This window comes from Virgisporangium ochraceum (assembly GCF_016863655.1).
Lineage (GTDB): Bacteria > Actinomycetota > Actinomycetes > Mycobacteriales > Micromonosporaceae > Virgisporangium > Virgisporangium ochraceum.
This window is the reverse complement of record NZ_BOPH01000083.1, coordinates 60913-86037: the sequence shown is the minus strand read 5'-3', so window position 1 is coordinate 86037 and position 25125 is coordinate 60913. Positions and strand designations below refer to the sequence as shown.

Below are 25125 nucleotides of genomic sequence, written 5' to 3'. Positions count from 1 at the left end.
CGGTGCCGAGCCGGACGGGGACCATCTCGGTCGCCGGTGCCGGCACCTGCCGCGAAGGCTCCGCGGAGGGCCGGCTCACCTGGGCACCGGAGAGCCTCGTGCGGTCGGTGCGGGTCACGGCCGTGGTGACCGACGACGAGACCGGCGGCTGCGACAACTTCCCCGACACCGACGCCGTCTACACCGCGTACTCGGGAACGACGGTCGTCGACACGATGGAGATCGAGGCCGACAACTCGGTGGTCGCGCGGAGCTTCGACCTCACCGGCGCGCTCACGTCGATCGACCGCGTCGAGGTGTCGATCTGCTGGTTCCCGCTCGTGCCGATCGGGTCCGACCCCGTGCTGACGTGCGTGGTGGACAGCCGCCGCATCAGCTGAGGGTCCGCTATCGTGCGGTGTGACCGAAACGCAGCTTGCCGCCGAGGCGGTGGTCGACGGTCCGGTGCCGCGGGAGGTGGCCCTGTCGCCGGACGGCCGGTGGGCCGTGTACTCCGTCGCCGCCTGCGGCCGGGTGGGCGACCACCCGGTCGGTGACCTGTGGCTGGTGGCCGTCGACAGCGGGGTCGACGGCGGGAGCGGGAGCGACGGGACGCCGAGGCGGTTGACGTCGGGCAACTCGGACGACGCGGCGCCGCGGTGGGACGCCGATTCGTCCGTCGTGTACTTCCTCTCCGACCGGGTGGAGCGGGGAACCGCCCAGGTGCACCAGGTCGACCCGGTCAGCGGCGTGGTCTCGGCGGTCACGGCGTGGGACGGCGGGGTGTCGGGCCACCGTCCGCTCGCCGGCTCCGTCGCGTTTCTCGCGGCCGACGAGCCGTCCACTGAGGACAGACGGCGCCGGGACGAGCGTGACGACGCCCGGGTGTGGAGCGAGCACGTCCGCCCGGACCGGTTGCGGCTGCTCGATGTGCGGACGGGCGAGGTGCGCACGCCGGACGGCTTCGGCGACCGGCACGTCGTGGACGTCGTCGAGCACCCCGACGGGGGACCGCTCGCGGTGCTGACCTGGTCGACCCCCGAGATCGACCCGGGGATGCTGAACACGGCGCTGCACGTCTTCGACCCGCGCACCGGCGCGGTGCGCGACCTCGGGCCGGCCGCGCTCGACGCGTCGTCGCCGGCCTGGTGGAACGCCGACGACGGCTGGCATCTCGCGTACCTCGGTCAGACCGCCCCGGTGGGCGGCACCGTCGTCCTCGACGTCGCGGTCGACGCGCCGGCGGGGGAGCACCGCGTCCTCACCGCCGGCGCGACGGTCTGCCCGACGGAGCTGGTGCAGGTCCACAGTGGACAGCCGCTCGTGCTGGTCGCCGACGGGCTCGACACCGCGGTGCACCGGCTCGACGCGGGCCTCGTCGAGGTCTGCCGCCTCCGCGGCGAGGCGAGGAGCCTGACAGCCGACCGGCCCGGCGCACGAGTGGCGACGGTGCTCAGCGCGTCACCCGAACCCTGGAACGTCTACGCGGGACCGACGCGCGGACCTCTCACGCGACGGACCGATCTGCGGCCGGAACTGCGTGACGTGCGGTGGGGAACGCAGGAACGCCTGCGGTACAAGGCAGCCGACGGGCTCGACCTCGACGGGCTGCTCGTGCTGCCGCCCGGGCTGACCCGCGCCGACGGGCCGTTCCCCCTCGTGACCCTGGTGCACGGCGGACCGTACGGCCGCTACACCGACCGGCTCATGCTCGACTGGTACCCGTCGGCGCAGTGGCTGGCGGCCGTGGGCTACGCCGTGTTCCTGCCGAACCCGCGTGGCAGCACCGGATACGGCCACGAGTTCGCGGCGCGGGTCGCCGGAGCCGTCGGCCTCGACGAGTTCGGCGACATCTGCGCGGGCGTCGACCTGCTCGTCGACGAGGGCGTCGCCGACCCGCGGCGGCTCGGCATCGGCGGGTGGAGCCACGGCGGTTTCATGGCCGCGTGGGCGGTCGCGCGCACCGACCGGTTCCGGGCCGCGGTGGTGGGCGCCGGAATCAGCGACTGGGGGATGCTCGCCGCGACCGGCGAATGGGGACCGTTCGAGGCCGCGCTCGGTGGCGGCAACGGCTGGGACGGACCGGGTCCGCACCCGCACCACCGGCTCAGCCCGATCTCGTACGCCTCCCGCATCCGGGCGCCGGTGCTGATCCTGCACGGCGAGAACGACACGAACGTCCCCCTGTCGCAGGCGGAGTTCCTCCACCGCGCGCTGCGGCGGTTCGGGGTGACGCACGAGTACGTCGTGTATCCCCGGGAGGGACACCCGATCCGCGAACGCACGCACCAGCTGGACGTGCTGCGCCGCACGCGGTCCTGGTTCGACCGGTGGCTCGGCTAATTGGCTCGTGCGCGGCCCGCGCGGTCGTTACGGTCCGTCGGTGACCGACGATCCCTTCCGCGACACCGACCTCGTCGAGCTGTACGACCTCGACAACCCGGCCGGCCCCGACCACGCCCACTACCGCGCGCTGGCCGACGAGACCGGCGCCCGCTCGATCGTCGACCTCGGCTGCGGCACCGGTCTGCTGACCCGCTCGCTGACGGGCCCGGGCCGCACCGTCACCGGCATCGACCCGAGCCGCACGATGCTCGACCACGCCCGCCGCCAGCCGGGCAGCGACGCGGTGACGTGGATCCTCGGCGACGCGTCCGTGCTCGAACCGACCGCGACGGTCGACCTCGCGATCTGCACCGGCAACGCCATCATGCAGATCGCACCCGCCGACCTTCCGGCCACCCTCCGGTCGCTCGCGGGGGCGCTGCGACCGGGTGGAACCCTCGGCTTCGAGACCCGCGACCCCGCCTTCCGGGAGTGGGAGCACTGGACGACCGGGGTCACCGAGCGCGACACCCCGGTCGGGCGACTCCGCGAGTGGATGGAGGTCACCGAGGTCCGCGACGGGCGGGTGGTGTTCGACGCCCACAACGTGTTCCCCGACGGGACCGACCGCGTCTACACCAACACGCTGTACTTCCGCACCGCGGAGGAGTTCCGGGCGGAGCTGGAGGCGGCCGGGTTCACCGACGTCACGTGGGCCGGTGACTGGCAGGGCGGCGCGGGCGCGGGACGGCTGCTGGTGTTCCGCGCGACCCGCGGATAGCTCAGACCTCGACGTCGACCGGTACGTGGTTGGTCAGCATGTCGAACACGGCCGACCGCTCCCGTGACTGCTCGACGATCGCCCGCAGCACCTCGTCCGGTGCGTCGCCGGCCACGCTGAACCGCACCGAGACGCGCTCGAAACCGTTGCGGACGGCGGGATCCGGCCCCAGGATCCCGTTGAGGTCGATGTCGCCGGTCACGGTGGAGCGCACCTCCGTGAGCCGCACACCGCGCGCCGCCGCGATGTTGACCAGACCGGCGGTGAGACAGGCGGCGAGCGCGTGCAGCAGGTGCTCGACCGGCGTCGGCGCGTTGTCCCCGCCGACGAGCACGGCCGGATGGTCGGCGTCGAGGTCGAAGGCGCGCTCGTGGGCGCGCTCCTCGCCGACGCCGAAGAAGCCGTGGATCGTGCTGCGGTTGTGGGTACCCGTGAGCCACTCGTTCGTCGCGCGGAACTGGAACCTGGCGGCCGCCGGAGCGGCCTTCACCGCGTCGAGGGTGGCGAACAGGGTCGCGGTGTCGACCCCGTTGCGCATGCTGTCGTTCGTCGTCGTGGTCATGAGTTCTCCATTTCTGTCCCGGCGGCCGGCGCGGCCGCCTCGGGGTTGCCCGCGGCGGCCAGCGCGGCCGCCTCGGTGTCGACCGCCCGGCCGAGCCGGCGCATCAGGTCGGCGAGCCCGGTGACGGGCGGAAAGGTGCCGAGGGCACAGGTGACGTCGAAGATGTCGGCGACGGCCGCGTCCCGGTATTGCTGGAACGCGCCCAGTGCGGCCCGCTCGTCCGCCCGGCCGCGGAGCACGGCGTCCAGGTGGCCGGCGAGGATGTCGGCGTCGCGGAATGCGTCGCTGATGCCGTGGGCGCTGATGGGGTCCCGGTGGAAGCCGGCGTCCCCGATCAGCGCCCACCCCGCGCCCCACGCGGCGCGCAGGTGGTTCGGCGAGCGCATCATGCCGCTGACCGGCGACGTCCGCCGGCCGTCACGCAGCCGTCGCGCGAGGCCCGGTGCGAACCGCCGCACGAGAGCGTCGAGGTCGCGGTCACCGGTACCGGCCGGCGTGCAGATCCACACGCACGCCTCGCCGTCGTGGGTGGGGAAGATGCCGGCGAGCGCGCCGTCGGTCAGGAAGAACTCGATACCGGACCGGCTGAGCCCGGCGTAGTACGCGTAGCGCGACTGCCCGCCGTCCGGGCGGCGGCCGACCATCGCGGCACCGACGGAGCGGGCGATCCGCGAGTGCAGCCCGTCCGCACCGACGACGAACCGCGCGCTCAGCTCCACGCCGGGTCCGTGCACCCCGGTGACGCGGCCGCTGCCGTCGCGCCGCACGCCGGCGACGGTCAGGCCGGTGCGCAGCCGCGCGCCGGACCGCACGGCCGCCTCCGCCAGCAGGCCGTCGAGCACGTACCGGCGGGGCGCCAGCAGGTGGTCGATGCCCTGCGACGGCCGCAGCGGCCGGGTGACCGTCCCCTCAGGACGGTGGAAGGTGAGCTCGCGCAGCTCCGGTGCGCCGGTCGCCCGCAGCTCGTCGAGCAGACCCCAGCGGTGCAGCGCGACCATGCCGGTCCGGCTGATGTGGTGCGTCGACACGGTGTCGCCGCGGGGATCGGCGCGGTCGACGACGGCCACGTCGTGGCCGAGCCGGGCGAGCAGCCCCGCCACCGCGGAACCGGCGGCGCGGGCCCCGACGACGACCACGTCGTGAGTTGTCATGCCACCACGATCCGGCGGACCGCGCGGCGAGACTTGGTGGGAGCCTGAGGAGGTTCTGAGGATCAGACGACGACCTCGAACACCGGCAGCCCCGCGACGGTCGGCCCGTTGCGCGCCGCGAACGCCAGACCCCACCCGGCGACGAGCTCGGTGACCGTCCGCGACGCGAGCACCGAGCCGGGATCGGCCGCCCGGGCCAGCCCACCGGCGACGCTGACCGCCATCCCGGACAGGTGCCCGCCACGCCGCGCCACCTCGCCGGTGTGCACGCCGATCCGGACGGCGGTGCCGAGCGGAGCGAGCGCGTCGCGCAGGTCGCAGGCGGCCCGCACCGCGCGGCCCGGCCCGTCGAACGTGGCGAGGAGGCCGTCGCCGGTCACGCTGACGAGCTCGCCGCGGTGGCGCCGCACGCCGTCGCGCACCACGGCGACCAGATCGTCCGGGACCGGCGTGAAGCCGCCGGTGTCCGCGACCCCGACGAACACGACGGTGGCGAGGAACCGGTCCTCGACGGGCGCCGGCGCCGAGCCGGCGACGAACCGCTCGACCGCGGCCAGGATCGGCGCCGTGTCGCCGCTGAACAGGAAGTGGTCGCTGCCGGGAAGCTCGACCAGCTCGGCGTGTGGCATCCCGCGGACGAGGTCGTGCGCGTGCCCGATCCCGTACACCGCGTCCTCGCTGCGGTGCATGACGAGCGCGGGCACGTGGATGCTCGGCAGCAGCGCGGTCACGTCGATCGCGCTCATCAGCTCGACGAGCCGGCGCGCGGTGCCGGGCGTGGCGCCCTGGCGCTCCAGCCGGCCGAGAAAACGGCGGCCGGCCGCCGTGGCGCCCATCGACGAGGCGAGCCAGGAGTAGACGCGGCCGCTGCCCCAGCGCCGTTCCACCGCCGCCAGGTCGCGGTCGTGGGGCCGGTCGAGCCAGGGATGGCGGGCCCAGGTGCCGTGCAGGACAAGCCGTTCGACCCGCTCCGGGTGCGTGGCGGCCAGCAGGACCGACAGCGAACCGCCCTCGGACGAGCCGAAGACACTGGCCCGTTCCATGCCGACGGCGTCCATCACGACGCGGACGTCGTCGACCCGCTGGTCGAGCGGCGGCGCCTCGTCGCGGCCGAGCCGGTCGGACAGCCCGGTGCCGCGCTTGTCGAGCACGACGACGCGGCAGAACCCGCCGAGCCCGTGCAGGAACCGCGCGATCGCCGGGTGCTCCCACTGCACCTCGAGGTTGGTGGCGAAGCCGAGGATGAGAACGAGGTTCGGGCCGTCGCCGAAGCACTGGTAGGCGATCGAGGCGCCGTCGCTCACGACGTACCGGGTCGGTGGGACCGGGTGGAGGTCGACGTCCGGGTCCGGCGACGTGCCGTCGGCCACCTCGTCGAGTGGGCCGACGAAACGGTAGCCGCGGCCGTGCACCGTGCGGATGAGCCGTTGCTTCCGGCCGCTGTCGCCGATGGCCTGGCGCGCGAGCTTGATCGCCGTCGTCAACGCGGACTCGGAGACGAAACGGTTGCCCCACACCGCGTCGAGCAGCTCCTCCTTGGACAGCACCCGGCTGGGGTTCGCCATCAGGAGGACGAGGACGTCGAACACCTTGGGCTCGACGTCGACCGGCCGGCCCGCCGCGCGCACCTCGAACGCGTCGGTGTCGACCTCGAGGTCACCGGACCGGTACAGCATGAGCGCAGTCTAGAAATACGCCTCCGGACGGGGCACCCGCGCCGTGCCGCGGAAGCGGGTGCCGACCCGGCGGCCGGCCGGAACCCAGACCAGCTGCGGGCTCGTCGGAGGGCCCCACCACCAGAACGTTCCGGCGTACCGGTCGACCACCGGCGGCCCCCACCACCGGATCACGCCCGACTCCTGGTCGAGGAACGGCCGGAGCTGCGTCGAGGCGTCCAGCGACGGCCACAGCGGCGCCGACAGCGGCGCCGACAGGGCCGGGACCGGCGCGGCCGGCTTCGGCACGACGGCGGTCTCGGCGGACGTGGTGGACGAGGCCGGAGCGGTCGCCAACACCACCGCCGCGCCGATGACGACGACGCCCGCCAGCGCGGCGGGTACCTGCCAACCGGCCCGCACCGAGTCGCCGAGCAGGAGCAGCCCGACCGCCGACGGCGCGACGACCTCGCCGATCCACAGCACCGCGGTGACCGGGCCGACCTGGCCGTGCTGCAGCGCGTTCGTGTACAGGAGCATGCCGGACGCCGCGAAGACGAGCAGTGCCAGCGTCATCGGCTCCATGATCAGTGCCAGCAGGAACGCGGCCGTGTTCGCCGACTCCTCGGGCATCGGCAACGCGCGTCCACTCAGCGCCGCGCCACCGAACGCCGTGCCCGCCAGCGCGGCCACGACGCCGGGGGAGCCGACCTTCGTCGCGACCCAGCCGCCGGCCGCGACCGCCACCGCAGCCACGCAGAACCCCAGCCGCAGCGGACCCGACGGCGGCACCGCCTCCTGCGGCCCGGCGGACATCGCCAGGACCGTCAGCGCGGCGATCGTCACCATGACGGCGGCCACGTCGCGGCCGCGCAGCCGGGACGCCAGCACCAGCCGGGCGGCGACGACCGTGACCGCGAGCGACCCGGCGAGGATCGACTGGACCTGGTAGACCGCCAGCTCCCGCAACGCGACCATCGACGCGCCCCAGGCGAGCAGGTCGCACCCCACGCCCAGCAGGTACAGCGGATGGCCGAGCGTGCGCACCGTGCTGGTGCTGCGCATGGCGCCGATGGCCTGGAGGATCGAACCGACCCCGTAGCTGAGGGCCCCGAAGAGGGCCATTCCCAGCGCGACCCAGCCGGTGGCGGTCACCGCTTCCACCAGTCAACATGACCCTGCGTCGATTGAGGCATCACTCTCTGACAATACGACAGATTGCTCTCGGTGGATAGGTCGACTTCACTCAGTAGTTCAACTTGACGCTTGATAAAGTGGATGGTTGAGTAGCCCGCATGGAAGCTACGCAGCTGGACGCCGTCTTCACCGCGCTCAGCGACCGCACCCGGCGCGACATCGTGGCCCGGCTCAGCGCCGGCGAAGCGACCGTCACGGAGCTGGCCGAGCGGTACGCGATGAGCATGCAGGCCGTGTCGCAGCACCTCCGCGTGCTCGAACGGTCCGGCCTGATCAGCCGGGGCCGGCACCGGCAGACCCGGCCGTGCCGGCTGGAGCCGGCGGCGCTGGAGGTCGCGGGGTCGTGGATCGAGCAGAGCCGCCGCACGTGGTCCGAGCGCATGGACCGGCTGGAGACGCACCTCGCCCACCTGCAGGAGGACCGGTGACCGCTGACGAGCTGGTGTACCGGCGGGTCCTCCGCGCACCCCGCGAGCTGGTCTGGCGGTGCCTCACCGAGCCCGCCGAGCTGGCGCGGTTCTGGGGACCGGCCGGCATGACCACACCGGTCGACGGCATCGTCGTCGACCTGCGGCCCGGCGGCCGCTTCGAGACCCTGATGGTCGGCGACCACGGCAGCCACCGCATGGTCGCCACGTTCACCGATGTGGTGCCGCCCGGGCTGCTGGCCTGGGTCGAGCCGGCCAGCGGCATGCACACCACCAGCACGCTGACCGACCTCGGCGACGGCACCACCGAGGTCGCCATCCACCAGCGGCACGTGCCCGAGGCGATGCGCCGGCCCGAGGCCCGCGCCGGCTTCGCCACGTCCCTCGACAAGCTGGAGGCCCACCTGATGGTGAGAACGTGGGTGGCGTCGACCTACGGCGGGCTCGCCGGGCTGCTCGGGTCCGTCGACGCCTGGGACGCGCCGACGCTGTGCGAGAAGTGGCTCGTGCGCCACGTGGTCGCGCACGTGACGATGCCGGTGCGGCTGACCCCCGAGCGGTTCGGGGCGGAGCTGGCCGCGGCCGGCGGCGACTTCACCGTGCTGTCGGACACCGTCGCCGTCCGCGACGCCGCGCTGCCGCCCGCCGACCTCCTCGACCAGCTCCGCTCGCCCGAGCTGCACGCGTGGCAGCCGCCGGGCGGAGGCGCCGTCGGCGCGCTGAGCCACGCCGTCATCCACTCCCTCGACGTGACGCTCGCGCTGGGCCGGCCGGCGGTCGTACCCGGCGAGGCGGTGGCGGCCGTGCTCGACGCGCTCACCGCGGCGAACGGCGCCTGGTTCGGCGTCGACCTCACGGGCCTGCGCCTCGAAGCGACCGACACCGGCTGGTCGTGGGGAGCTGGCCGGACCGTGCGCGCGGGGAGCGGGGAACTGGTGGCCCTCCTGGGTGGCCGCACGCTCCCCGGCGGCCGTACGCCCGCAGCGGCGTGACCGCCGGACCGGCCGCGCCGGTGCTCGTGGTGGCGGACGCGTTCATCACCGACGGGGCGGGTCGGGTCCTGCTCACGTTGCCGACGTACCGGTCCGACTGGGTGCCGCCGGGCGGCGACCTCGAACCCGGTGAGACGCCGGAGGCGGCGTGCGTCCGGGAGGTCCGCGAGGAGGTGGGCCTGGTCGTCCGGCCCGCCGGTCTCCTGGTCGTGGACTGGTTGCCACCGCACGGGCACCGACCCTGGCCGATGGCCTACTTCCTGTTCGACTGCGGAACGGTCTCGGAGCCGTCGGTCGTCACGGAGCCGGGCGAGGTGCGACAGCACGCGTTCGTGCCGAGGGAAGCGGTCGCGGCCCTGGTGACGGCCGCGACCCTGCGTCGACTGACCCTCGCGGCGGCGGCGCGCGTCACCGGTCGGACCACCTACCCCGCCGATCCGCGCTTACAGTGAGGGCATGCGTCAGGTCGCCGACGGCGTCTTCGAGATCGGAATCTCCTTCGTGCACGCGCATCTCGTCGTCACCGACGACGGGGTGGTGCTCGTCGACACCGGGCTGCCGCGGCGGTCGGCGAAGGTCGAGCGGGCGCTGCACGAGGCCCGGCGCACCGTCGGTGACGTGCGGGCCGTGCTGTTCACGCACTGGCACGCCGACCACACCGGCGGCGGCGCCGACCTGGTCCGCCGCTCGGGTGCCCGGACCGTCGCACACACGCTCGACGCGCCGGTCATCAGCGGCGCGGTGCCGATGCCGTTGACGCCGCTGCAGAAGGTCACCCGGTTCCTCACCGGCACACCGGAACCCGTGGCGGTCGACGAGGTGCTCGGCGCCGACGGGCCCTTCTCCGTACCGGGGTTCACGGCGGTGCATACGCCCGGCCACACCGCCGGTCACGTGTCCTACCTGCTCGACCGCGACGGCGGCGTGCTGTTCGCCGGTGACGCGGCCGCGGGCGCCGGCACGAAGGTCCGGTCGACGCCGCGCCTGATGACGTCCGACGTGGCCGCGGCGCGGGCCAGCGTGGCCCGGCTCGCGGAGCTGCGGTTCGAGGTCGCGGTGTTCGGCCACGGCGGCGCGGTCACCGCGAGGGCCGCCGACCGGTTCCGCGCCCTCGCCGCCCGCTGATCGCCGTCCGGTGCGAGGGCCGTCGGCGAAGATGGACGCGTGAGCGACGACCTCGAGCTGGCGATCACCGCCGCGACCACCGGTGCCCGGCTGGCCATGGAGCACTTCGCCCGCCTCGCCGACCTCGGCCGGGAACACAAGCCCGACGGCAGCCTGGTGACCGAGGCCGACCGCGCGGTCGAGGCGGCGATCGTCGGTGTGCTCGCCGGTGCCCGGCCGACCGACGCGATCCTGGGCGAGGAGGGCGGCCAGCGCGGCGACGACCGCCGCCGCTGGATCGTCGACCCGATCGACGGGACGGTGTCGTTCGCCGGGGGACTGGACGTGTGGCTGGTGCTCGTCGCGCTGGAGTCCGACGGTCAGGTGGTGGCCGCCGTGGCGGCGGAGCCGGCGCAGCACCGCGTGTGGTGGGCCCAGCGGGGCGCCGGTGCCTACGTCGCCGACCTCACCGACGGCGGCACGGGTGGGGCCGAGCGCATCCGGGTCGGCACCGGGCCGACCACCGACGTGGCGGCCAGCCGCCTCGGAGTCGTGCCCGGCCCGGTCCCGTTGCCGGCGGACGCGCACGTGGTCTCGCGCCTGTCGGCGGTGACCGCGCCGCTGCCGTGGCCCGACCACCCGGGCCTGCTGGTCGCCCGCGGCGACCTGGACCTCGCCGTGCAGACCCGCGGCAAGGTGTGGGACTTCGCGGCACCGTCGCTGATCGTCACCGAGGCCGGCGGGTGCTTCAGCGGCCTCGCGGGCCAGCAGCACCCCCACTCCGGACCGGCGCTGTACTCCCGCGACCCCGACCTGCACCGCGCGGCGCTCGCCTACCTCGCCTGAGGCCCAGAGCCGGCCCGGCGCCCCGCCTCATCCGAGCTCCTGGGCCAGCCCGACGATGAGGCCCTCGGGCCCGCGGACGTAGCAGAGGAGGTACAGGTCCTCGTACCGCGCGACCGCGCCCACGAGGTCGGCGCCGCGGGCACGCAGCCGGGCGACGGTGTCGTCGAGGTCGTCGACGGCGAACATGACGCGCCGGATGCCCAGCGTGTTCGCCGGCGCGTCGGCCGGCTCGGGGCGGATCGCCGTCGGCGTGTGGAACGACGCCAGCTCGACGCGGCCGTGGCCGTCCGGGGTGCGCAGCATCGCGACCTCCTGCCGGGCACCCTCGATGCCGATGACGCTGTCGACCCACGCCCCCTCGACCGGCCCCCTGCCCTCGAGCTCCAGGCCGATCTCGACGAAGAACGAGACGACGGCGTCGAGGTCCTCGACCACGATGAGAACGTTGTCCATGCGTTGAACGGCCATGTGTGTCTCCTCCGATGTGTGCGACGGTGCCGGGACGCAGCCGCGGGGACGTTCTCGACACGCGTGCGTGCGTAGAGTCTGTGCGACCCATCGATCCCCCGGAGGCTCGCGTGGACGCCGCCGTCTTCCTGGTCGTCGTCGGTGCCCGGTTCGTCCTGCCGCTGCTGATTCCCCGCTTCCCCCTGCCCGCCATCCTCGGCGCGCTGGTGCTCGACGGTGTCGACCAGACGATCTTCCAGGCGTTCGGGTACGACCCGCCCGGCTACCAGGGCTACGACAAGGCCATGGACGTCTACTACCTGGCCATCGCCTACCTCGCGACACTGCGGAACTGGACCAGCGAGGCGGCCGTCCGGGTGGCCGGGTTCCTCTACTTCTACCGGCTCGTCGGCGTGATCGCGTTCGAGGAGACGCAGTGGCGCCCGTTCCTCCTGATCTTCCCGAACGTGTTCGAGTACTTCTTCATCGCCTACGAGGCGTACCGGCTGCGCCGCGACCCCGCCCGGGTCGGCTTCCGGGCCTGGGTGATCGTCGCCGCCGTGATCTGGATCGGGGTGAAGCTGCCGCAGGAGTACTGGATCCACATCGCGCAGCTCGACCTGACCGACCAACTGAGCGACAAGCCGTGGCTGTGGCTGGTGCTCGGAGGGCTGGTGCTCGGCGTGGTCGCCGGCCTGTGGTTCGGGCTGCGGCCCCGGCTGCCCGCGCCGAGCCGCCGGTGGGCGGTGCGCGCCGACCCGCTTCCCGAGGAGATGGACTCCGCCGCCGAGCGTGACCGGTGGTTCGCCACCAACGGGACCATCGGGTCGCGCGGCACCGTCGAGAAGGTGGCGCTCGTCGGCGGTCTCAGCGTCGTCTTCAGCCAGGTGCTGCCGGGCCTCCGGTCGAGCGGGACGGAACTGTTCGTCGGCACCGCCGTGTTCGTGGTGGTCAATGCCGCGATCACGGTGCTGGTCGCGCGCCGGTGGCACAGCATCCAGTCGTCGGTGGCGGCGTTCGTCGGCCGGGTGCTGGTGAATGTCGTGCTCGTGGTGACCGCGTCAGCGCTGCTCGGCCGCGACGACGGTGACTTCGACGTGAAGGCAGCGCTGTTCTTCGTACTGCTGCTGTGCCTGATCACGCTGCTCGACGACCGGTACCGACCGGTGCACGCCGTACGAAAGGTTCAACCGGAGGTTCAACGATAGCGTTCAGGGCATGGTCGACGCCGCTGCCGTGACCGCGCTGCTGCCGGTCCCACCGCGAATGCTCGCCCTCGGTGAGCCGGTGCACGGCGAGGGGACCCTCCTCGACGTGCGCAACGGGCTCTTCCGCCAGCTCGTGGAGCGGGAGGGCTACCGCACGGTCGCGATCGAGAGCGACTGCCTGCTGGCCGGGATCGTCGACGACTACGTCCGGACCGGCGACGGCGACCTCGACGACGTGATGGAGCGCGGCTTCAGCCACCGGTGGTTCAACGCGTCCGCGGGCAACCGCGACCTGGTCCGCTGGATGCGGTCGCACAACGAGGCCCGGCCTCCGGCGGAGCACGTGCGGTTCGCCGGGTTCGACGGCCCGCTGGAGATGACCGGCGCGCAGAGCCCGCGCCACGCGTTGATGGCCCTGCACGCGAGCCTCGCCGACCGGGTCGACTCCCTTCCGTGCACCGCCGGCGACCTCGACGACCTCCTCGGCGCCGACGACCGCTGGGCCGACCCCGGTGCGATGCGCGACCCGTCCCGGTCGGTGGGGCGCTCGCCGGAGGCCGACCGGCTGCGGCTGCTCGCCGACGACCTGGTGACCCTGCTCCACGCGCAGCTACCGGTCTCACCGGAGGACGACCTGTACGCCCGCACAGCCACCGGTCTCCTGCGGTACCACCGCTGGCTCGCCGACGACTCGCCCGCCCGGCTGACCCGGCTGGTGACCGCGCGCGCCGCGATGATGGCCGCCAACCTGCTCGCCCTCGCCGGGGAGGGCCCGACCCTGGTGCACGCGCACAACGGCCACCTGCAGCGGGCGAGGAGCACGATGCGCATGGGCGAGCAGGAGGTGGCGTGGTGGGGCGCCGGCGCGCTGGTCGCCGACCGGCTGGGGGAGCGGTACGCGTTCCTGGCGACGGCGATCGGCACGCTGCGCCACCACGGTGTCGACGCCCCGCCCCCGGACACGGTGGAGGGCCTGCTGTACGCCCGTCCCGGCGACAGCTTCGTGGTGGACGCCCGCTCCGTGGCCGGCCCGGGGCTGGTGCCGCGGACGTCGCCGTACCACGGCTACTCCGCCCTCGACCCGGCCGGCCTGCCCACGACCGACGCGGTCGTGTTCGTCAGGGAGGTCGCACCCCGCTAGGCTGCCCGTCCGTGGCATCGAGTGGAGCAGATGGATGGCGGGTGGCGTTCGCCGCCGTCACCGCGCTGGTCGCGACCGCGCTGGCGGCCTGCGACGGGGGCGGGTCCGACGCGGCGGGGCCCCATGCGGCGCGGCCCAATGCGGCGGGGTCCGGCGCGTCCGGACCCGGCGCGGCCGCGTCGACCGGCACCTGCCCCGCGCCGGAGGGCACCGGAGGACCACCCGCGAACACCGACCCGGCACCCGCCGGTCTGCCGGCGCCGGTCGCGTTCGGCCAGCCCCGGTCGACCGTCGGCACCGGGTTCGACCTGGAGGTCACGGTCTTCGACTACAAGCAGCCGGCCGGGTCGGCCTGCCCGGACCCCGACCGACCCGGCCACGAGTGGGCGGCGGCCGAGGTGCGGACGTGCCCCCGGACGCTGCCGCGCGGGCTCGAGTACGTCGCCGGGTGGTCGGTGTGGTCGGTGGCGTTCGCAGACGGGACGACGGCCAGCATCGGAACGCGCACGTTCCCCGGTTTCGAGGAGCCGCGGTACCCCGACGGAGCCGCCGTTCCGGCCGGCCAGTGCGCGCGGGGCTGGATCACGCTGCCGGTCCCGAAGGGCAAGCGACCGACGATGGTGCTGTACCGCCCGGTCGGCGACGTCCACGCGTGGACGGTGCCGCCGCCCTCCTGACGCCGCGGTTATCCGACGTCCTACCGCCCGGCGGGCACAGCCATGATCGTCATCCGGTGTGTGTCCACGGTTCGTAGAGCTTCTGGCCGGGACGGAACCCGTGCGCCTCGGCCGTCGCGGCCACCTCGCGGAAGTTCCGCGCGAGCTCGTCGGGCTCGTGCGCGTCGCTGCCGATGGTGATCGCGGTGCCGCCCTCCTCGCGCCACCACCGCAGGATCGTCGGCTGCAGCGACGGGAGGCACGAGTTGACCTCCAGCACCCGCCCGGAGTCGGCGGTGGCCCGCAACGCGTGCCGGAACTCCTCCTCGAACGGGGTGATGTCGACGGGACCGGTCCAGTACCGGAACGGGTAGTCGACGTGCGCCAGCACCGCGAAGGGGTGGCTGCCGGAGACCGCCCGCGCCACCTCCGCCAGGTACCGCCGCACCATGTCCCCGGCCGTCATCCGGCGCAGCAGCCCGGGCGGCTCGAAATAGACGTCGCCGACCGGCAGGCAGTGCAGCGAGCCCAGCACCCGGTCGAAGTCGCCGACGGCGAGCACGGCGGCGAGCGCGTCGGCGTGCCGGTGCGGCTCGCCGACCTCGAGACCGCTGAGGATCCGCAGGTCCGGGAACAGGTGCCGGCACCGCTCGATGGCCTCGAGGTAGCCCACCGCGTCGAACCTCGGCGGCGTCAGCGACCCGTCGGGTGCCAGCAGCGACACCGGGAACCCGTCGTCGATGGCCTCGGGGATCCAGACGGTGTGGTCGAGGTGCTCGGTGAACGCGATGGCCGGCAGCCCGAGCTCGACCGCGCGGGCGCAGGTGCTCTCCATCGCGCCCGCACGCGCGTCCCAGGACCATTCGCTGTGCACGTGGCTGTCTGCAGGATGTAGCGGCATGTACCGCAGCGTCCCATATCGGGCCGGTTGTCGGGATGCGGCCGCCACGACGGCGTTGAACGCACCTCGCAGACTGGGCCGCGTGAAGCTCACCATCCTGGCCGCGACCGGCGGCGTCGGCCGGCACCTGCTGCGGCAGGCCGTCGCGGCCGGTCACGACGTGACTGTCGTCGTGCGGACCCGCCGCGGCACGCTGATGGAGGACGTGCTGCGCGACAGCGACCTCGACTGGACCGTGTCGCGCCCGCCCCGGCTGCTGGAGGTGCGGCTGTGCCGCGGCTACCGGACCGCCGTCGGGCGCAACGTCCGCGGTGGCGCGTTCATCGCGCGCGCCGACGTCGCGCACCACATGCTGGCCGTGCTCGACCGGCCGGAGACGTTCCACCGCGACATCGGGATCGCGTACTGATGCGGCGCCGGCGCCTGCACCGGGTCACGTTCGCCCTGGCCGGGGCGTACAACATCGCCTGGGGCTGCTACGCGGTGCTCGACCCGCAGTGGTTCCACCGGGTCACGGGCCTGCCGCTGTCGAACTCGCCGCAGATCTTCGCGTGTCTCGGCATGGTGCTGGGCCTGTACGGCCTGCTGTACCTGGAGGTGGCCCGCCGGCCAGAGGCCGGCTGGCCGGTCGCGGCCGTCGGGCTCACGGGCAAGATCCTCGGACCGGTGGGACTGGCGTGGCTGATCGCCACGGGAACCTGGCCGGCCGACACGGTCATCATGATCATCACCAACGACCTGGTGTGGTGGGTGCCGTTCGCGCTCTACCTGCGCGACGCCTGGCCGGAGTTCCGGTCGACGTTCTCCGGGTCCGGGCTGGCCTGACGTGTAACCTATAGGTTACGCTTTCCGGCGTGGACGAGGTGGCGGGCGCGATCGCCGACCCGGTACGGCGCGAGATCCTGCAGATGCTGCACGGGGAGCGGCTGTCGGCCGGCGAGATCGCCGACCGGTTCGACATCAGCCGGCCCGCCGTCAGCCGGCACCTGCGGGTGCTGCGCGAGGCCGGCCTGGTGCGTGACACGGTCGACGGCCGGCACCGGGTCTACACCCTGGTCACCGGGCCGCTCGCCGAGCTGGCCGGTTGGCTGGAGCGGCTCACCGCCCCGTCGGCCTGGGAACGGGCCTTCGACGCCCTGGAGACCGAGGTCTACCGCACCCGTCGCGAGCGGCGCGCCGCCGCACCGGGTTCCGAACGACAGGAGAAGACCGCATGACCCTGACACCCACCGGCCGGCTGCTCGGCCGCGACCTCGTGCTGACCCGCACGTTCCGCGCGCCCGTCGAGGACGTCTGGGCGAGCCTCACCGAGTCCGACCGCACGGCCCGCTGGTACGGCCCCTGGCGGGGCGACGCGGCTCCGGGCGGCAAGATCGAGGTCCAGCTGGTCCAGGAGGAGGGCCAGCCCTGGGAGGCCATGACGATCGACGCGTGCGAGCCGCCGCACCGGCTGGCGCTGTCGGCGGTGAACGACTACGGCAGCTGGCACCTGTCGCTGGAGCTCACCGGGTCCGCGGGCGTCACCGAGCTGCGGTTCACCCAGCACCTCACCGACACCGAGGGCGTCGGCGAGTTCGGACCGGGCTGGGAGTTCTACCTCGACGCGCTGGTCGCCTCGCGCGAGGGCGGGCCGGCACCCGTCTTCGACGACTACTACCCGTCGATGAAGGCGTACTACGAGGCGCTGCGCTGAGGGATCCTCGCTACGCCGGCGTGCGCGAAGACCTCGGTAGGGCCGGGCCGCGGGGCCTGCGGGTCGGTCGGGCGCCAGTCGACCGGGCAGCAGATTCCCGGTGGCACCAGGTCGAGGCCGTCGAAGAAGCGCGCGACCTCCTCCTTCGACCGCAACTGCGCCCGGTCCTCCCGCCGCTCGGCCCGGGCGTTCGCCGCGTCGTACATCGCGACGTGCTCGGGTGGCATGAAGTCGGTGGTCGCGTTGCTGAGCACCAGGTAGCTGCCCGGGGGGACCGCGTCGACGAGGCGCCGCACGATCTCGTACGGCTCGTCCTCGTCGAGCATGAAGTGGAGCACCGCCACCAGCAGGATGCCGACCGGCTGGTCGAGGTCGAGCGTCGCGAAGACCTCGGGGCTGTTGATGATCCGTTCGGGCTGCCGCAGATCGGCGTCGATGTACGCGGTGCGGCCCTCCGGGGTCCCCTGGAGCAGGGCACGCGCGTGGGCCAGCACGAGCGGGTCGTTGTCGACGTAGACGACCCGCGCCGTCGGGTCGACCGCCTGGGCGATCTCGTGGGTGTTGTCGGGTGCCGGCAGGCCGCAGCCGATGTCGAGGAACTGGCGGATCCCGGCGTCGGCGAGGTACCGCACCGCCCGGCCGTGGAACCTGCGGTTCTCGCGGGCCCCGATGGCCACCGACGGCATGAACTGCTCGATCATCGCCGCGGAGTCGCGGTCGGCCTGGAAGTGGTCCTTGCCGCCCAGCCAGTAGTTGTACCGCCGCGCCGCGTGCGGCCGCGACGGGTCGAGCCTACGCTGATCGCCCATTATCGATACTTTCTACCATGCCGGTTCCGCCCCTCCGCGAGGGGGCAGACTGGGAGCCGTGGACGACCAGGGCCGGACGACGTTCGTGCTGCACGAGCACCGCAAGCCGCGGCACCACTTCGACCTGCGCCTGGAGGAGGACGGCGTCCTCCGGTCGTGGGCGGTGCCGCGCGGCCTTCCCGACGACCCCGGGCGCAACCGGCTGGCGGTCGCGGTGCCCGACCACGACCTCGACCACCTGACCTACACCGACGCCGACAAGGACATCGCCGACATCGGCTGGTGGGAGGAGGTCGACCGCAACGAACGCCGCATCGTCTTCACCCTCCACGGTCGCGGCGTCCCGAGGACCTACGCCCTGATCCGCACCGGCTCCGACTGGCTGCTGCACCTCATGAAGACCTGAGCGGTGCCGGCCGGCGGCGGCCGGCACCGCTCAGGCGGACAGCCACGCCCGGCGGGCCCGGGGGCGTGCCTTCGCCACCCGGGCGCGCCCTCTCCGGACGTGCGCCACGTCCCGGAACACGGGCTGGTCCGGCTGACCCGGCCGGCCCTGCCAGAGGAAACGCTCGTGCATTCTCGGCCGGAACGCGGTCACGGGCTGCCCAGGGACTCGAGGTAGATACGGTGGCCGTTGGGTGGTGGGACGGCCGCCGCCCGCAGGATCGCCGCCTCCAGGCGGTCGGTCAGGGTGGTGATGGCGCCCACCGCCCGGGCGACCGGGTCGTCGTCGGAGCCGCCCAGCAGCTGCTGGCGGCGGTAGGCCGCTGTCACGTGGTCCCACCGCTCCGCCTGCGCCGGCGTGTGACCGCCGCGCAGGAGCGCCAGCTTGAGCAGGTTCGCCTCGGCGTGGGGGCCGAGCGTCCGCGCCTCGCCGGCGTAGTGGTCGTCGACGAGCGCGTCGACGTCGGCCGTGTCCATGGTGGGGTGGACGCGCCGCGCGATCGCGTTCATGTCGCGGTAGGAGCCCTGCAGCAGGAACGGCGGCTCGGTGCGGCTGGCGTCGGTCTGCGCGGCCGAGTCGATGTAGGCGCGGTTGACCGCGAGCATCACGTCGCGCACGTGCGTCAGGAGCGCCGATGTGTCCTCTGTGGACAGTGCGGCCCGGGCGTTCTCCAGGTAGCTCTCCTCGAACAGGTCGTCGCGGCCCGACAGGACCTCGCCGAGGTCGAGCACGTCGGCGCGGTTGGCGAGCATGTCGGGCAGCCGGAACCGCTGTCCGGCCGAGGTGTACGGGTTGCCGGCCAGGCACACCGCGAACCGCGTACCGCGCAGGTCGACGGTGACCGCGCGCCCGTCACGGACGCTCTCGATGCGCCGGCCGGCGTCGCACAGCGGGACGAACCGCTGCAGCAGCTCCGGCGACGTGTGCTGGATGTCGTCGATGTAGAGCATCACGTTGGTGCCGAGCTCCAGCGCCAGGTTGATCTTCTCCACCTCCTGCCGCGCCGCGGCGTCGGGGGCGCCGTCGGGGTCGAGCGACGTCGTGCCGGTGCCGAGCGCGGGACCGTTCACGGTGACCAGGAGCAGACCCAGCCGGCTCGCCACGTACTCGACGAGCGTCGTCTTGCCGTACCCGGGTGGGGAGACGAGAACGAGTAGTCCGGACCGCTCGGTGGCGCCGGCCGGGTCGGTGGTACCGAGCTGGCGGGCGAGGTTGTCACCGATCAGCGGCAGGTACACCTCGTCGATGAGCCGGTTGCGGACGAACGAGTCCGGCACCGCCGGCCGGTGCTCGTCGATGCGCAGCCGGTCGCGCTCGCGCTCGACCAGTTCGGCACGGGCGGACCGGTACGCGCGGTAGGCCGGCACCTCGTGAACCTCGTGCTCCCGGGTGCGGGCGAGCAGGTCGTCGAGCCGGAACTCCAGCCGGCCGTCGACGACGCGGGGGTGCGCGCCGAGCAGACCCTCCACTGTGGACACGACGGGCGCGTCGACGCGGACGCGCTCGACGTCGCACACCAGCATCGCCACCGCCTCGGGGACGAACGGGCCGAGCCCGGTGAGCCACGCCGACGCGATCTGGTGCCGGGCGCCGGGACCGTCGTCGGGGTCGACCACGTCGCCGTGGTCCGCGCGGAAGCGCTCGAGAAGGTCGAGCGCCTCGACGCTGGCCACAAACGACGGTCCGGTCGCGAGCTCCTCCACCAGGTACTCGCCGACGAGGTCGCCGCCGGTGGGCAGCCCCGCGTCCGCGAGGAACCGGTGTGCCGCCACGCGCAGGTCGTCGGCGAACGCGCGCACCGCCTCGACCGCGCCGACGGTGTCGCGGGCGCGCACCAGGGCCGCCGCCCGGTGGGCCAGCCGCGGGTCGGGGTCGGCCAGGCCCCAGTAGAGCTGGGCGGCGGCACGCGCGTCGGGCGGGTACCGCAGCAGGCCGGCGGCGGCGCGCGCGTCGACGAGCGCGCCGAGGATCGCGGTGGCGTCGTGGTCGTGCACGCCCGTCACGTACCCCTCGTCGTGCCGGGCCGCGGCGGCCTCCCGGACGAGCGCGGCGAGGTCCGTGCCCGGCCCGCAGGCGGGGAGCAGGGACGCGGCGAGGTACTCGCCCCGGTACACCGTCGGCGACTCGGACACCACGGGCCGGTCCCAGAACCGCCGCGTCGTGGCGAGCCCGTCGTCACGGACCGGGCGGCGGTAGCCGGTGCCGGTGACCGTGACGGCGAGGTCGTCGCCGTGGGGGAGCACCGCGACCTCGACCGGCTCCGTGGTGACCGCGAACCGGTGCGCGCCCAGCCGGATCGTCGCGCCGCCGTCGTCGTACAGGTCGGCCCGGTCGCGGACCGTGCGGTTGGCGTCCTGGCGGGCGGCGACCAGACGGGCGGCCACGTCGACGGCCCGCACCGGCTCGTCGAGCCCGCGCAGCTCCTCGGCGAGCGCGCGCAGGCGGCCGACGAGCGGGTCGCCGGCGAAGTACGCACGCACCTCCTCCACTGTGGACAGCGCGGCAGAGCGGTGCGCGATGGCCGCGAAGACCCGCTCGCACGACGCGGCGACCCGGTCGACGCGGCGCGCCCGCTCGTCGAGCAGCGCCTGCTTGCGGGCCGCGAACGCGTCGGTGACCGCGGCGCGGGTGGCCGCCAGCGTGGCCTGCTGGTCCTCTTCGTCGCCTCCCCCGGCGACAAACCAGTCGTTGCTGCCGAACCGCGCCTCCAGGTCCTCCAGCCGTACCAGGAGCGAGGCGACCTCGGCGTCGCACCGCCGCGGTGTGTCGGCCAGCGCGAGAGCGGCCGTCACCGACTGCTGCAGCAGCGTCGACTCGGCGGCGAACGCCGCCCGGCTCTCGGCCGAGCGGACCTCCCGGACCCGCGCGTCCAGCGTCGCGCGGGTCCGGTTCAGTCCACCCAGGACGGTGCCGACCTGCTCCAGGATCCGGGCCCGCTGCCCCGTGTCAGCGGCGTCCAGGGTCCCGACGACGTCGGTCACCGCGCGCAGGGCGTCGACCTCCGCGGTGAGGCGCTCGGCGAAGGCGTCGGCGTCAGCGCCCGTGGCGACCTCGCGCGCGGCCGCGTCGAGACCGTCGAGCCGCGCGTGGTACGGCGCGAACGCGTCCGGCGCCGCGAGGAACTCCACGGCCCGCCGGCCCGCGTCGGCGGTGGCCGCGTCGAGCGCCGCGGCCAGGTCGTCGATCCTCTGTGGACGGACGTGCGGCCGCTCGCGGACGCCCGCGAGGAGACCGTGCGCCGCCCGCAGCTCGGCCAGCCGCCCGACCCAGCCGGCCGTGCTGTCCGGCCGCTCGCCCTCGGCCCGCCGCACGAGCGCCGTCACCTGCTCGGCGGCCTCGTCCTCCGCCGCACGGGAGGCGGCGACGGCCACCCGGGTCCGCTCGTACTCGTCCAGCAGCCGCACGGCCGCGTCGCGGACGGCCGCGACCGGCGTACGGAGATCGCCTACGCCGGCCTCGGCGAGCGCCGCGTCGCCGAGCCAGTGGTGCCGGTCGAGCAGCCGGTTGCCGGCGGCCGCGAGCGCCTCGATCGCCGCCGTGGACTCCGGAACGTCGCGCGCCGACCGGGCCAGCGCCAGACAGTCGGAGACCGCGCGGACGAGGTCGGCGTTGCCGATGCGCGCCAGCGGACCCTCGCCGGCCGGGCCGGCGGCCTCGTCGACGTACGGGGTGTGCCACGCCTGCACGGTGTGCGTGCGGGTCGGCTCAGCGCCGGAGTCCTTCAGCACCAGCAGGATGCCGTCGTCGGTCAGCGCGTGGCCGGTGCCCTCGATCGGCGCGACCACCTCGTCGCGCACCACGTCGTAGGGCACCAGCAACGAGCGTCCAGTGGTCCGGGCGTGGAACACGTACAGCAGGTCGGCACCGCCCGCCGGCCGCACGACGCGCTCGAACTCCATCCCCTCGTCGTCGACGTCGAACCCGCGGGCCGGGCCGGCGCTGAGGCAGTAGCCGCCGGGGAAGACGACGCCGCGGTCGTCGGGAAGGCGCCGGACGGCGCGGCCGAGCCCGTCGAGGCGCACGACCTCGCGGGTGTGGGTGTTGTAGGCGAGGTACCGGTCGGACTCCTCGCGGTAGGGCCGCACCCGCAGCAGCACCAGCGCACCGACGCGGGCGTACGCCACGTCGGCGTCCGCGAGGCTCTGCAACGGCTCGTCGACCGGCTCGCTGAAGACCGGGTCCCGGTCGTCAGCCGGCGTGACGGTCAGCGCACCACCGGTGGTCGACACGTGTATGGCGCCGTCGACGAGGAGCACCGGCCGCCGGTCGACCAGCACCTGGTCCTCCCGGCCGGCGGGCGTCCATCCGACGTCGGCCGGCGGCGGCGCCGCGCGCTCCCGCTCACCCTGGTTGTCCACATAGGACACCGAGCCGTCGGCCGCGACCGCCCACCGCAGCACCCGGATGTCGGTGGGGCGCGGGCCGACCTGGAACGTCGCCAGCAGCCGGTCGTCGAACACGCGCAGCCGGAGCAGCCGGGTGTGCCGGTGGTACCGGAACAGCTCGGCGAGGTCGGCGTGCAGCCGCTCGTCGCGCAGCCACGCCGCGCCCGACGGCGTGAGGTGGAACGTCTCGCCCTCGCGGTGGAACGTGTACGCGGCGAGCGTCCCCTCGAAGCCGACGACGAGTCTGCCGCCTACCCAGACCACATCCCGCGCGACGGTCGGTGCCGGGGTTCGGACACGTTCCAATCCGAGCACGCGCAGCGCGGTTGACGCGAACGTGGTCGCTCTTTGAGCGTCGAGCTTCTCCGCGGCCTTCGCCAGATCCCGGCCGTGCCGGGCGAGCCGGGCACGGAGCACCGCGTAGGCACCCGTGTCCGGCCCGACCGTCGTCGACGTGCCCCCCGTCACGCCGCCGCCTTCTCCGACCCGTTGTGGCGCATCTGCTGGAGCAGCAGCGCCGACAGGGCCGCGTTCGACACGTCACCGGAGTTGACCGAACCGAGCAGCTTCGCCAGGTCCTCGACCGGGTTCGCGGACCCCTCCAGCCACGGCCCCGCGAGGCTGCGCGCGACCGCCGAGTGGTCGACGAACCTGTCCACGCTCTTGCCCAGCGACACCGCGCCGACGAGCTTGTCGAAGAACTGGCTGTCGCCGCCGACGATGTCGACGTTGGCGTTCTCCAGCGCCGCCGACAGCACCCGCGCCTGCGACTCCGCCACCGACCGCTGCACCTCGATGCCCGCGAGGCGGACCTTCGTCTCCTGCTCCAGCCGCAGCCGGTACTCCTCGTGCTCCCGGCTCGCCTCGTCGAGGGCGGCCATCGCCGCGGCCTTGTCGGTGAGGCCCTCGGCCTCCGCCTTCATCCGGTCGCGGACCGCGTCGGCGGCGACCCGTGCGTGCTCGGCCGCGGCGGCCGCCTCGGCCCGGCCCACCTTCGCGATCGCGTCGGCCTCGCGCTCCTTGACCTCCACCGCGGCGAGCCCCGGTGCGGCGGTCTCGGCGCGGATGCCGTCGGCCAGCCGGGCCTTCGCGGCGGCGTCGAGCTCGGCGGCCTCGCGCCGGGCCTGTGCGAGCACCACCGACTCGCGGGCCTTGTGCGCGGCTGCCTGCTCGGCGGCCTCGGCCGCCTTGATGTCCTTGACGAGCTTCTCCTGCGCCTGCGCCTCGGCCTGGATGATGACGGTCTGCCGGGTGCGCTCGGCCTCCTCGACGGCGCGCAGCCGCTTGATCGCCTCCTCCTGCTCGGCAACCGTCTTCTGCACGGCGATCCGCTCGCGGATGACGTTCGCGATGTCCCGCTTCTCGGCCTCGACCTCCTTGTCCTTGGCGATCGTCGACAGCTCCACGTCGCGGTCGCGCTGCACGACCTCCAGCAGCCGGTCCTTCTCGATGCGCTCGGTCTCGATCGCGATGACCCGCTCGCGGTTCTTCGCCGCGACGGCGATCTCGCGGTCGCGGTTCTCCCGCTGGACGCTCAGGTGCTCGTCGGTGCGCAGCTGGGCCGTCTGCGCGCGCAGCCGCTCCTCGGCCTGCACCCGCTGGATCTCCGCCTCCTCGCGGGCCCGGACGATCTCGACCTCCCGATGCTGCCGGATCTCGGCATCGGCCTGCCGCCGCTGCAGCTCGAGGATCGCCTCCCGCGCCTCGACGTTCTGGCGGGTGATCTCCTTCTCCTCGGTGCGCTGGAACTCGTTGGTGTTGACGTGCTCGATCGTGGTGAGCTCGGTGATCTTCCGGATCCCCTGCGCGTCGAGGATGTTCGCCGGATCGAGCCGGTTCATCGGGGTCTGCTCGAGGAAGTCGATGGCCGCGTCCTCGAGGCTGTAGCCGTTGAGGTCGGTGCCGATGACCCGGATGATGCGGTCGCGGAACTCCTCGCGCTTGGTGTAGAGGTCGACGAAGTCGAGCTGCTTGCCGACGGTCTTGAGCGCCTCGGAGAACTTGGCGTTGAACAGCTCCTGCAGCGTCTCCCGGTCGCTGGCCCGGTCGGTGCCGATGGCCTGTGCCACCTTCACGACGTCCTCGGCGGTCTTGTTGACCCGGACGAAGAACGTGATGCGGATGTCGGCCCGGATGTTGTCGCGGCAGATCAGGCCCTCGCGGCCGGTCCGCTCGATGTCGATGGTCTTGACCGCGATGTCCATGACCTCGGCCTTGTGCAGCACCGGGAGCACGACGGCGCCGGTGAACGTCACGTCGACCTTGCGTACCTTGGAAATGATCAGCGCCTTGCCCTGCGGCACCTTGCGGAACAGCCGCGTGACGAAGACAGCGAGGCCGAACCCGGCCATGAGCAGCACAGCGAGCAGTACACCGATTCCCACGGTGATTTCGTCCACCGGACACCTCCTGTTTATGGG

At 73.7% G+C, this 25125-nt stretch carries 25 protein-coding genes; 16 read left to right on the top strand and 9 right to left on the bottom strand.

Features of this window, described 5'->3' with window-relative positions:
* The first annotated feature begins 2 nt into the window (after nucleotides 1–2).
* The 3 genes from Voc01_RS29220 to Voc01_RS29210 are packed head-to-tail and all read left to right on the top strand — an operon-like array spanning nucleotide 3 to nucleotide 3085.
* Nucleotides 3–380, top strand: coding sequence for a hypothetical protein (locus tag Voc01_RS29220; protein ID WP_203930800.1), 378 nt, complete (start codon nucleotides 3–5; stop codon nucleotides 378–380).
* 19 nt (nucleotides 381–399) lie between these two features.
* Nucleotides 400–2322, top strand: coding sequence for a S9 family peptidase (locus tag Voc01_RS29215; RefSeq protein WP_203930799.1), 1923 nt, complete (start codon nucleotides 400–402; stop codon nucleotides 2320–2322).
* Nucleotides 2323–2362: 40 nt separating this feature from the next.
* A complete protein-coding gene (locus tag Voc01_RS29210) occupies nucleotides 2363–3085 on the top strand; it encodes a class I SAM-dependent methyltransferase (protein ID WP_203930798.1) in 723 nt (240 codons plus the stop codon).
* Nucleotide 3086: 1 nt separating this feature from the next.
* On the opposite strand, the gene Voc01_RS29205 is transcribed toward Voc01_RS29210, so the two are convergent.
* The 4 genes from Voc01_RS29205 to Voc01_RS29190 form a co-directional block, all read right to left on the bottom strand.
* A complete protein-coding gene (locus Voc01_RS29205; protein ID WP_203930797.1) occupies nucleotides 3087–3647 on the bottom strand; it encodes an OsmC family protein in 561 nt (186 codons plus the stop codon).
* Nucleotides 3644–4798, bottom strand: a complete 1155-nt coding sequence (locus tag Voc01_RS29200; RefSeq protein ID WP_203930796.1) for an FAD-dependent oxidoreductase — start codon at nucleotides 4796–4798, stop codon at nucleotides 3644–3646. The genes Voc01_RS29205 and Voc01_RS29200 overlap by 4 nt, the downstream gene beginning before the upstream one ends.
* Before the next feature lie 62 nt (nucleotides 4799–4860).
* The gene (locus Voc01_RS29195) at nucleotides 4861–6474 is read right to left on the bottom strand and encodes an alpha/beta fold hydrolase (protein WP_203930795.1); all 1614 of its coding nucleotides are present in this window, start codon (nucleotides 6472–6474) and stop codon (nucleotides 4861–4863) included.
* A 9-nt stretch (nucleotides 6475–6483) separates the two neighbouring features.
* Nucleotides 6484–7617, bottom strand: a complete 1134-nt coding sequence (locus Voc01_RS29190) for a hypothetical protein (protein ID WP_203930794.1) — start codon at nucleotides 7615–7617, stop codon at nucleotides 6484–6486.
* Between the two features lie 131 nt (nucleotides 7618–7748).
* Here Voc01_RS29190 and Voc01_RS29185 point away from each other — a divergent pair, with 131 nt between their 5' ends.
* Genes Voc01_RS29185 through Voc01_RS29165 form a run of 5 tightly spaced genes read left to right on the top strand, consistent with a single transcriptional unit; the run spans nucleotide 7749 to nucleotide 11020 of the window.
* On the top strand, nucleotides 7749–8078 hold the full coding sequence (locus tag Voc01_RS29185; RefSeq protein ID WP_203930793.1) for an ArsR/SmtB family transcription factor: 330 nt from the start codon (nucleotides 7749–7751) through the stop codon (nucleotides 8076–8078).
* The gene (locus Voc01_RS29180; RefSeq protein WP_203930792.1) at nucleotides 8075–9070 is read left to right on the top strand and encodes a maleylpyruvate isomerase family mycothiol-dependent enzyme; all 996 of its coding nucleotides are present in this window, start codon (nucleotides 8075–8077) and stop codon (nucleotides 9068–9070) included. The genes Voc01_RS29185 and Voc01_RS29180 overlap by 4 nt, the downstream gene beginning before the upstream one ends.
* A complete protein-coding gene (locus Voc01_RS29175; RefSeq protein ID WP_203930791.1) occupies nucleotides 9067–9522 on the top strand; it encodes an NUDIX domain-containing protein in 456 nt (151 codons plus the stop codon). The genes Voc01_RS29180 and Voc01_RS29175 overlap by 4 nt, the downstream gene beginning before the upstream one ends.
* A gap of 4 nt (nucleotides 9523–9526) precedes the next feature.
* Nucleotides 9527–10195, top strand: a complete 669-nt coding sequence (locus Voc01_RS29170; RefSeq protein ID WP_203930790.1) for an MBL fold metallo-hydrolase — start codon at nucleotides 9527–9529, stop codon at nucleotides 10193–10195.
* A 39-nt stretch (nucleotides 10196–10234) separates the two neighbouring features.
* Entirely contained in the window at nucleotides 10235–11020 is a 786-nt protein-coding gene (locus Voc01_RS29165; protein ID WP_203930789.1) for an inositol monophosphatase family protein, read from the top strand.
* Between the two features lie 27 nt (nucleotides 11021–11047).
* Here Voc01_RS29165 and Voc01_RS29160 read toward each other — a convergent pair whose 3' ends face one another.
* A complete protein-coding gene (locus Voc01_RS29160) occupies nucleotides 11048–11488 on the bottom strand; it encodes a VOC family protein (RefSeq protein WP_203930788.1) in 441 nt (146 codons plus the stop codon).
* Nucleotides 11489–11598: 110 nt separating this feature from the next.
* On the opposite strand from Voc01_RS29160, the gene Voc01_RS29155 reads away from it, so the two are divergent.
* The 3 genes from Voc01_RS29155 to Voc01_RS29145 are packed head-to-tail and all read left to right on the top strand — an operon-like array spanning nucleotide 11599 to nucleotide 14493.
* Nucleotides 11599–12675 carry a hypothetical protein gene (locus tag Voc01_RS29155; RefSeq protein ID WP_239160561.1) on the top strand — a complete coding sequence of 359 codons (1077 nt, stop codon included), beginning with the start codon at nucleotides 11599–11601 and terminating at the stop codon, nucleotides 12673–12675.
* 10 nt (nucleotides 12676–12685) lie between these two features.
* Nucleotides 12686–13816, top strand: a complete 1131-nt coding sequence (locus Voc01_RS29150; RefSeq protein WP_203930787.1) for an erythromycin esterase family protein — start codon at nucleotides 12686–12688, stop codon at nucleotides 13814–13816.
* Between the two features lie 41 nt (nucleotides 13817–13857).
* Complete coding sequence (locus Voc01_RS29145; RefSeq protein WP_203930786.1) at nucleotides 13858–14493, top strand: hypothetical protein; 636 nt, start codon at nucleotides 13858–13860, stop codon at nucleotides 14491–14493.
* 49 nt (nucleotides 14494–14542) lie between these two features.
* On the opposite strand, the gene Voc01_RS29140 is transcribed toward Voc01_RS29145, so the two are convergent.
* Nucleotides 14543–15373, bottom strand: a complete 831-nt coding sequence (locus tag Voc01_RS29140; protein WP_203930785.1) for a PHP domain-containing protein — start codon at nucleotides 15371–15373, stop codon at nucleotides 14543–14545.
* Nucleotides 15374–15455: 82 nt separating this feature from the next.
* Between Voc01_RS29140 and Voc01_RS29135 the strand changes: the two genes are divergently transcribed.
* From Voc01_RS29135 to Voc01_RS29120, 4 genes are read left to right on the top strand one after another with little or no spacing between them, the layout of a single operon-like run.
* Entirely contained in the window at nucleotides 15456–15782 is a 327-nt protein-coding gene (locus Voc01_RS29135; RefSeq protein WP_203930784.1) for an NAD(P)H-binding protein, read from the top strand.
* On the top strand, nucleotides 15782–16198 hold the full coding sequence (locus Voc01_RS29130) for a hypothetical protein (RefSeq protein ID WP_203930783.1): 417 nt from the start codon (nucleotides 15782–15784) through the stop codon (nucleotides 16196–16198). The genes Voc01_RS29135 and Voc01_RS29130 overlap by 1 nt, the downstream gene beginning before the upstream one ends.
* A 29-nt stretch (nucleotides 16199–16227) precedes the next feature.
* Nucleotides 16228–16590 carry a metalloregulator ArsR/SmtB family transcription factor gene (locus Voc01_RS29125; RefSeq protein WP_203930782.1) on the top strand — a complete coding sequence of 121 codons (363 nt, stop codon included), beginning with the start codon at nucleotides 16228–16230 and terminating at the stop codon, nucleotides 16588–16590.
* Nucleotides 16587–17066: an SRPBCC family protein gene (locus Voc01_RS29120; RefSeq protein WP_203930781.1), complete on the top strand. Its 480-nt coding sequence runs from the start codon at nucleotides 16587–16589 to the stop codon at nucleotides 17064–17066. The genes Voc01_RS29125 and Voc01_RS29120 overlap by 4 nt, the downstream gene beginning before the upstream one ends.
* On the opposite strand, the gene Voc01_RS29115 is transcribed toward Voc01_RS29120, so the two are convergent.
* On the bottom strand, nucleotides 17048–17875 hold the full coding sequence (locus Voc01_RS29115) for an SAM-dependent methyltransferase (RefSeq protein ID WP_203930780.1): 828 nt from the start codon (nucleotides 17873–17875) through the stop codon (nucleotides 17048–17050). The two genes, Voc01_RS29120 and Voc01_RS29115, sit on opposite strands and share 19 nt — an antisense overlap.
* Before the next feature lie 58 nt (nucleotides 17876–17933).
* On the opposite strand from Voc01_RS29115, the gene Voc01_RS29110 reads away from it, so the two are divergent.
* The gene (locus tag Voc01_RS29110) at nucleotides 17934–18281 is read left to right on the top strand and encodes a DNA polymerase ligase N-terminal domain-containing protein (RefSeq protein ID WP_239160560.1); all 348 of its coding nucleotides are present in this window, start codon (nucleotides 17934–17936) and stop codon (nucleotides 18279–18281) included.
* Between the two features lie 188 nt (nucleotides 18282–18469).
* On the opposite strand, the gene Voc01_RS29105 is transcribed toward Voc01_RS29110, so the two are convergent.
* Nucleotides 18470–23173: a DNA repair ATPase gene (locus tag Voc01_RS29105; protein ID WP_203930779.1), complete on the bottom strand. Its 4704-nt coding sequence runs from the start codon at nucleotides 23171–23173 to the stop codon at nucleotides 18470–18472.
* Nucleotides 23170–25104, bottom strand: coding sequence for a flotillin family protein (locus Voc01_RS29100; RefSeq protein WP_203930778.1), 1935 nt, complete (start codon nucleotides 25102–25104; stop codon nucleotides 23170–23172). The genes Voc01_RS29105 and Voc01_RS29100 overlap by 4 nt, the downstream gene beginning before the upstream one ends.
* Between the last annotated feature and the right edge of the window lie 21 nt (nucleotides 25105–25125).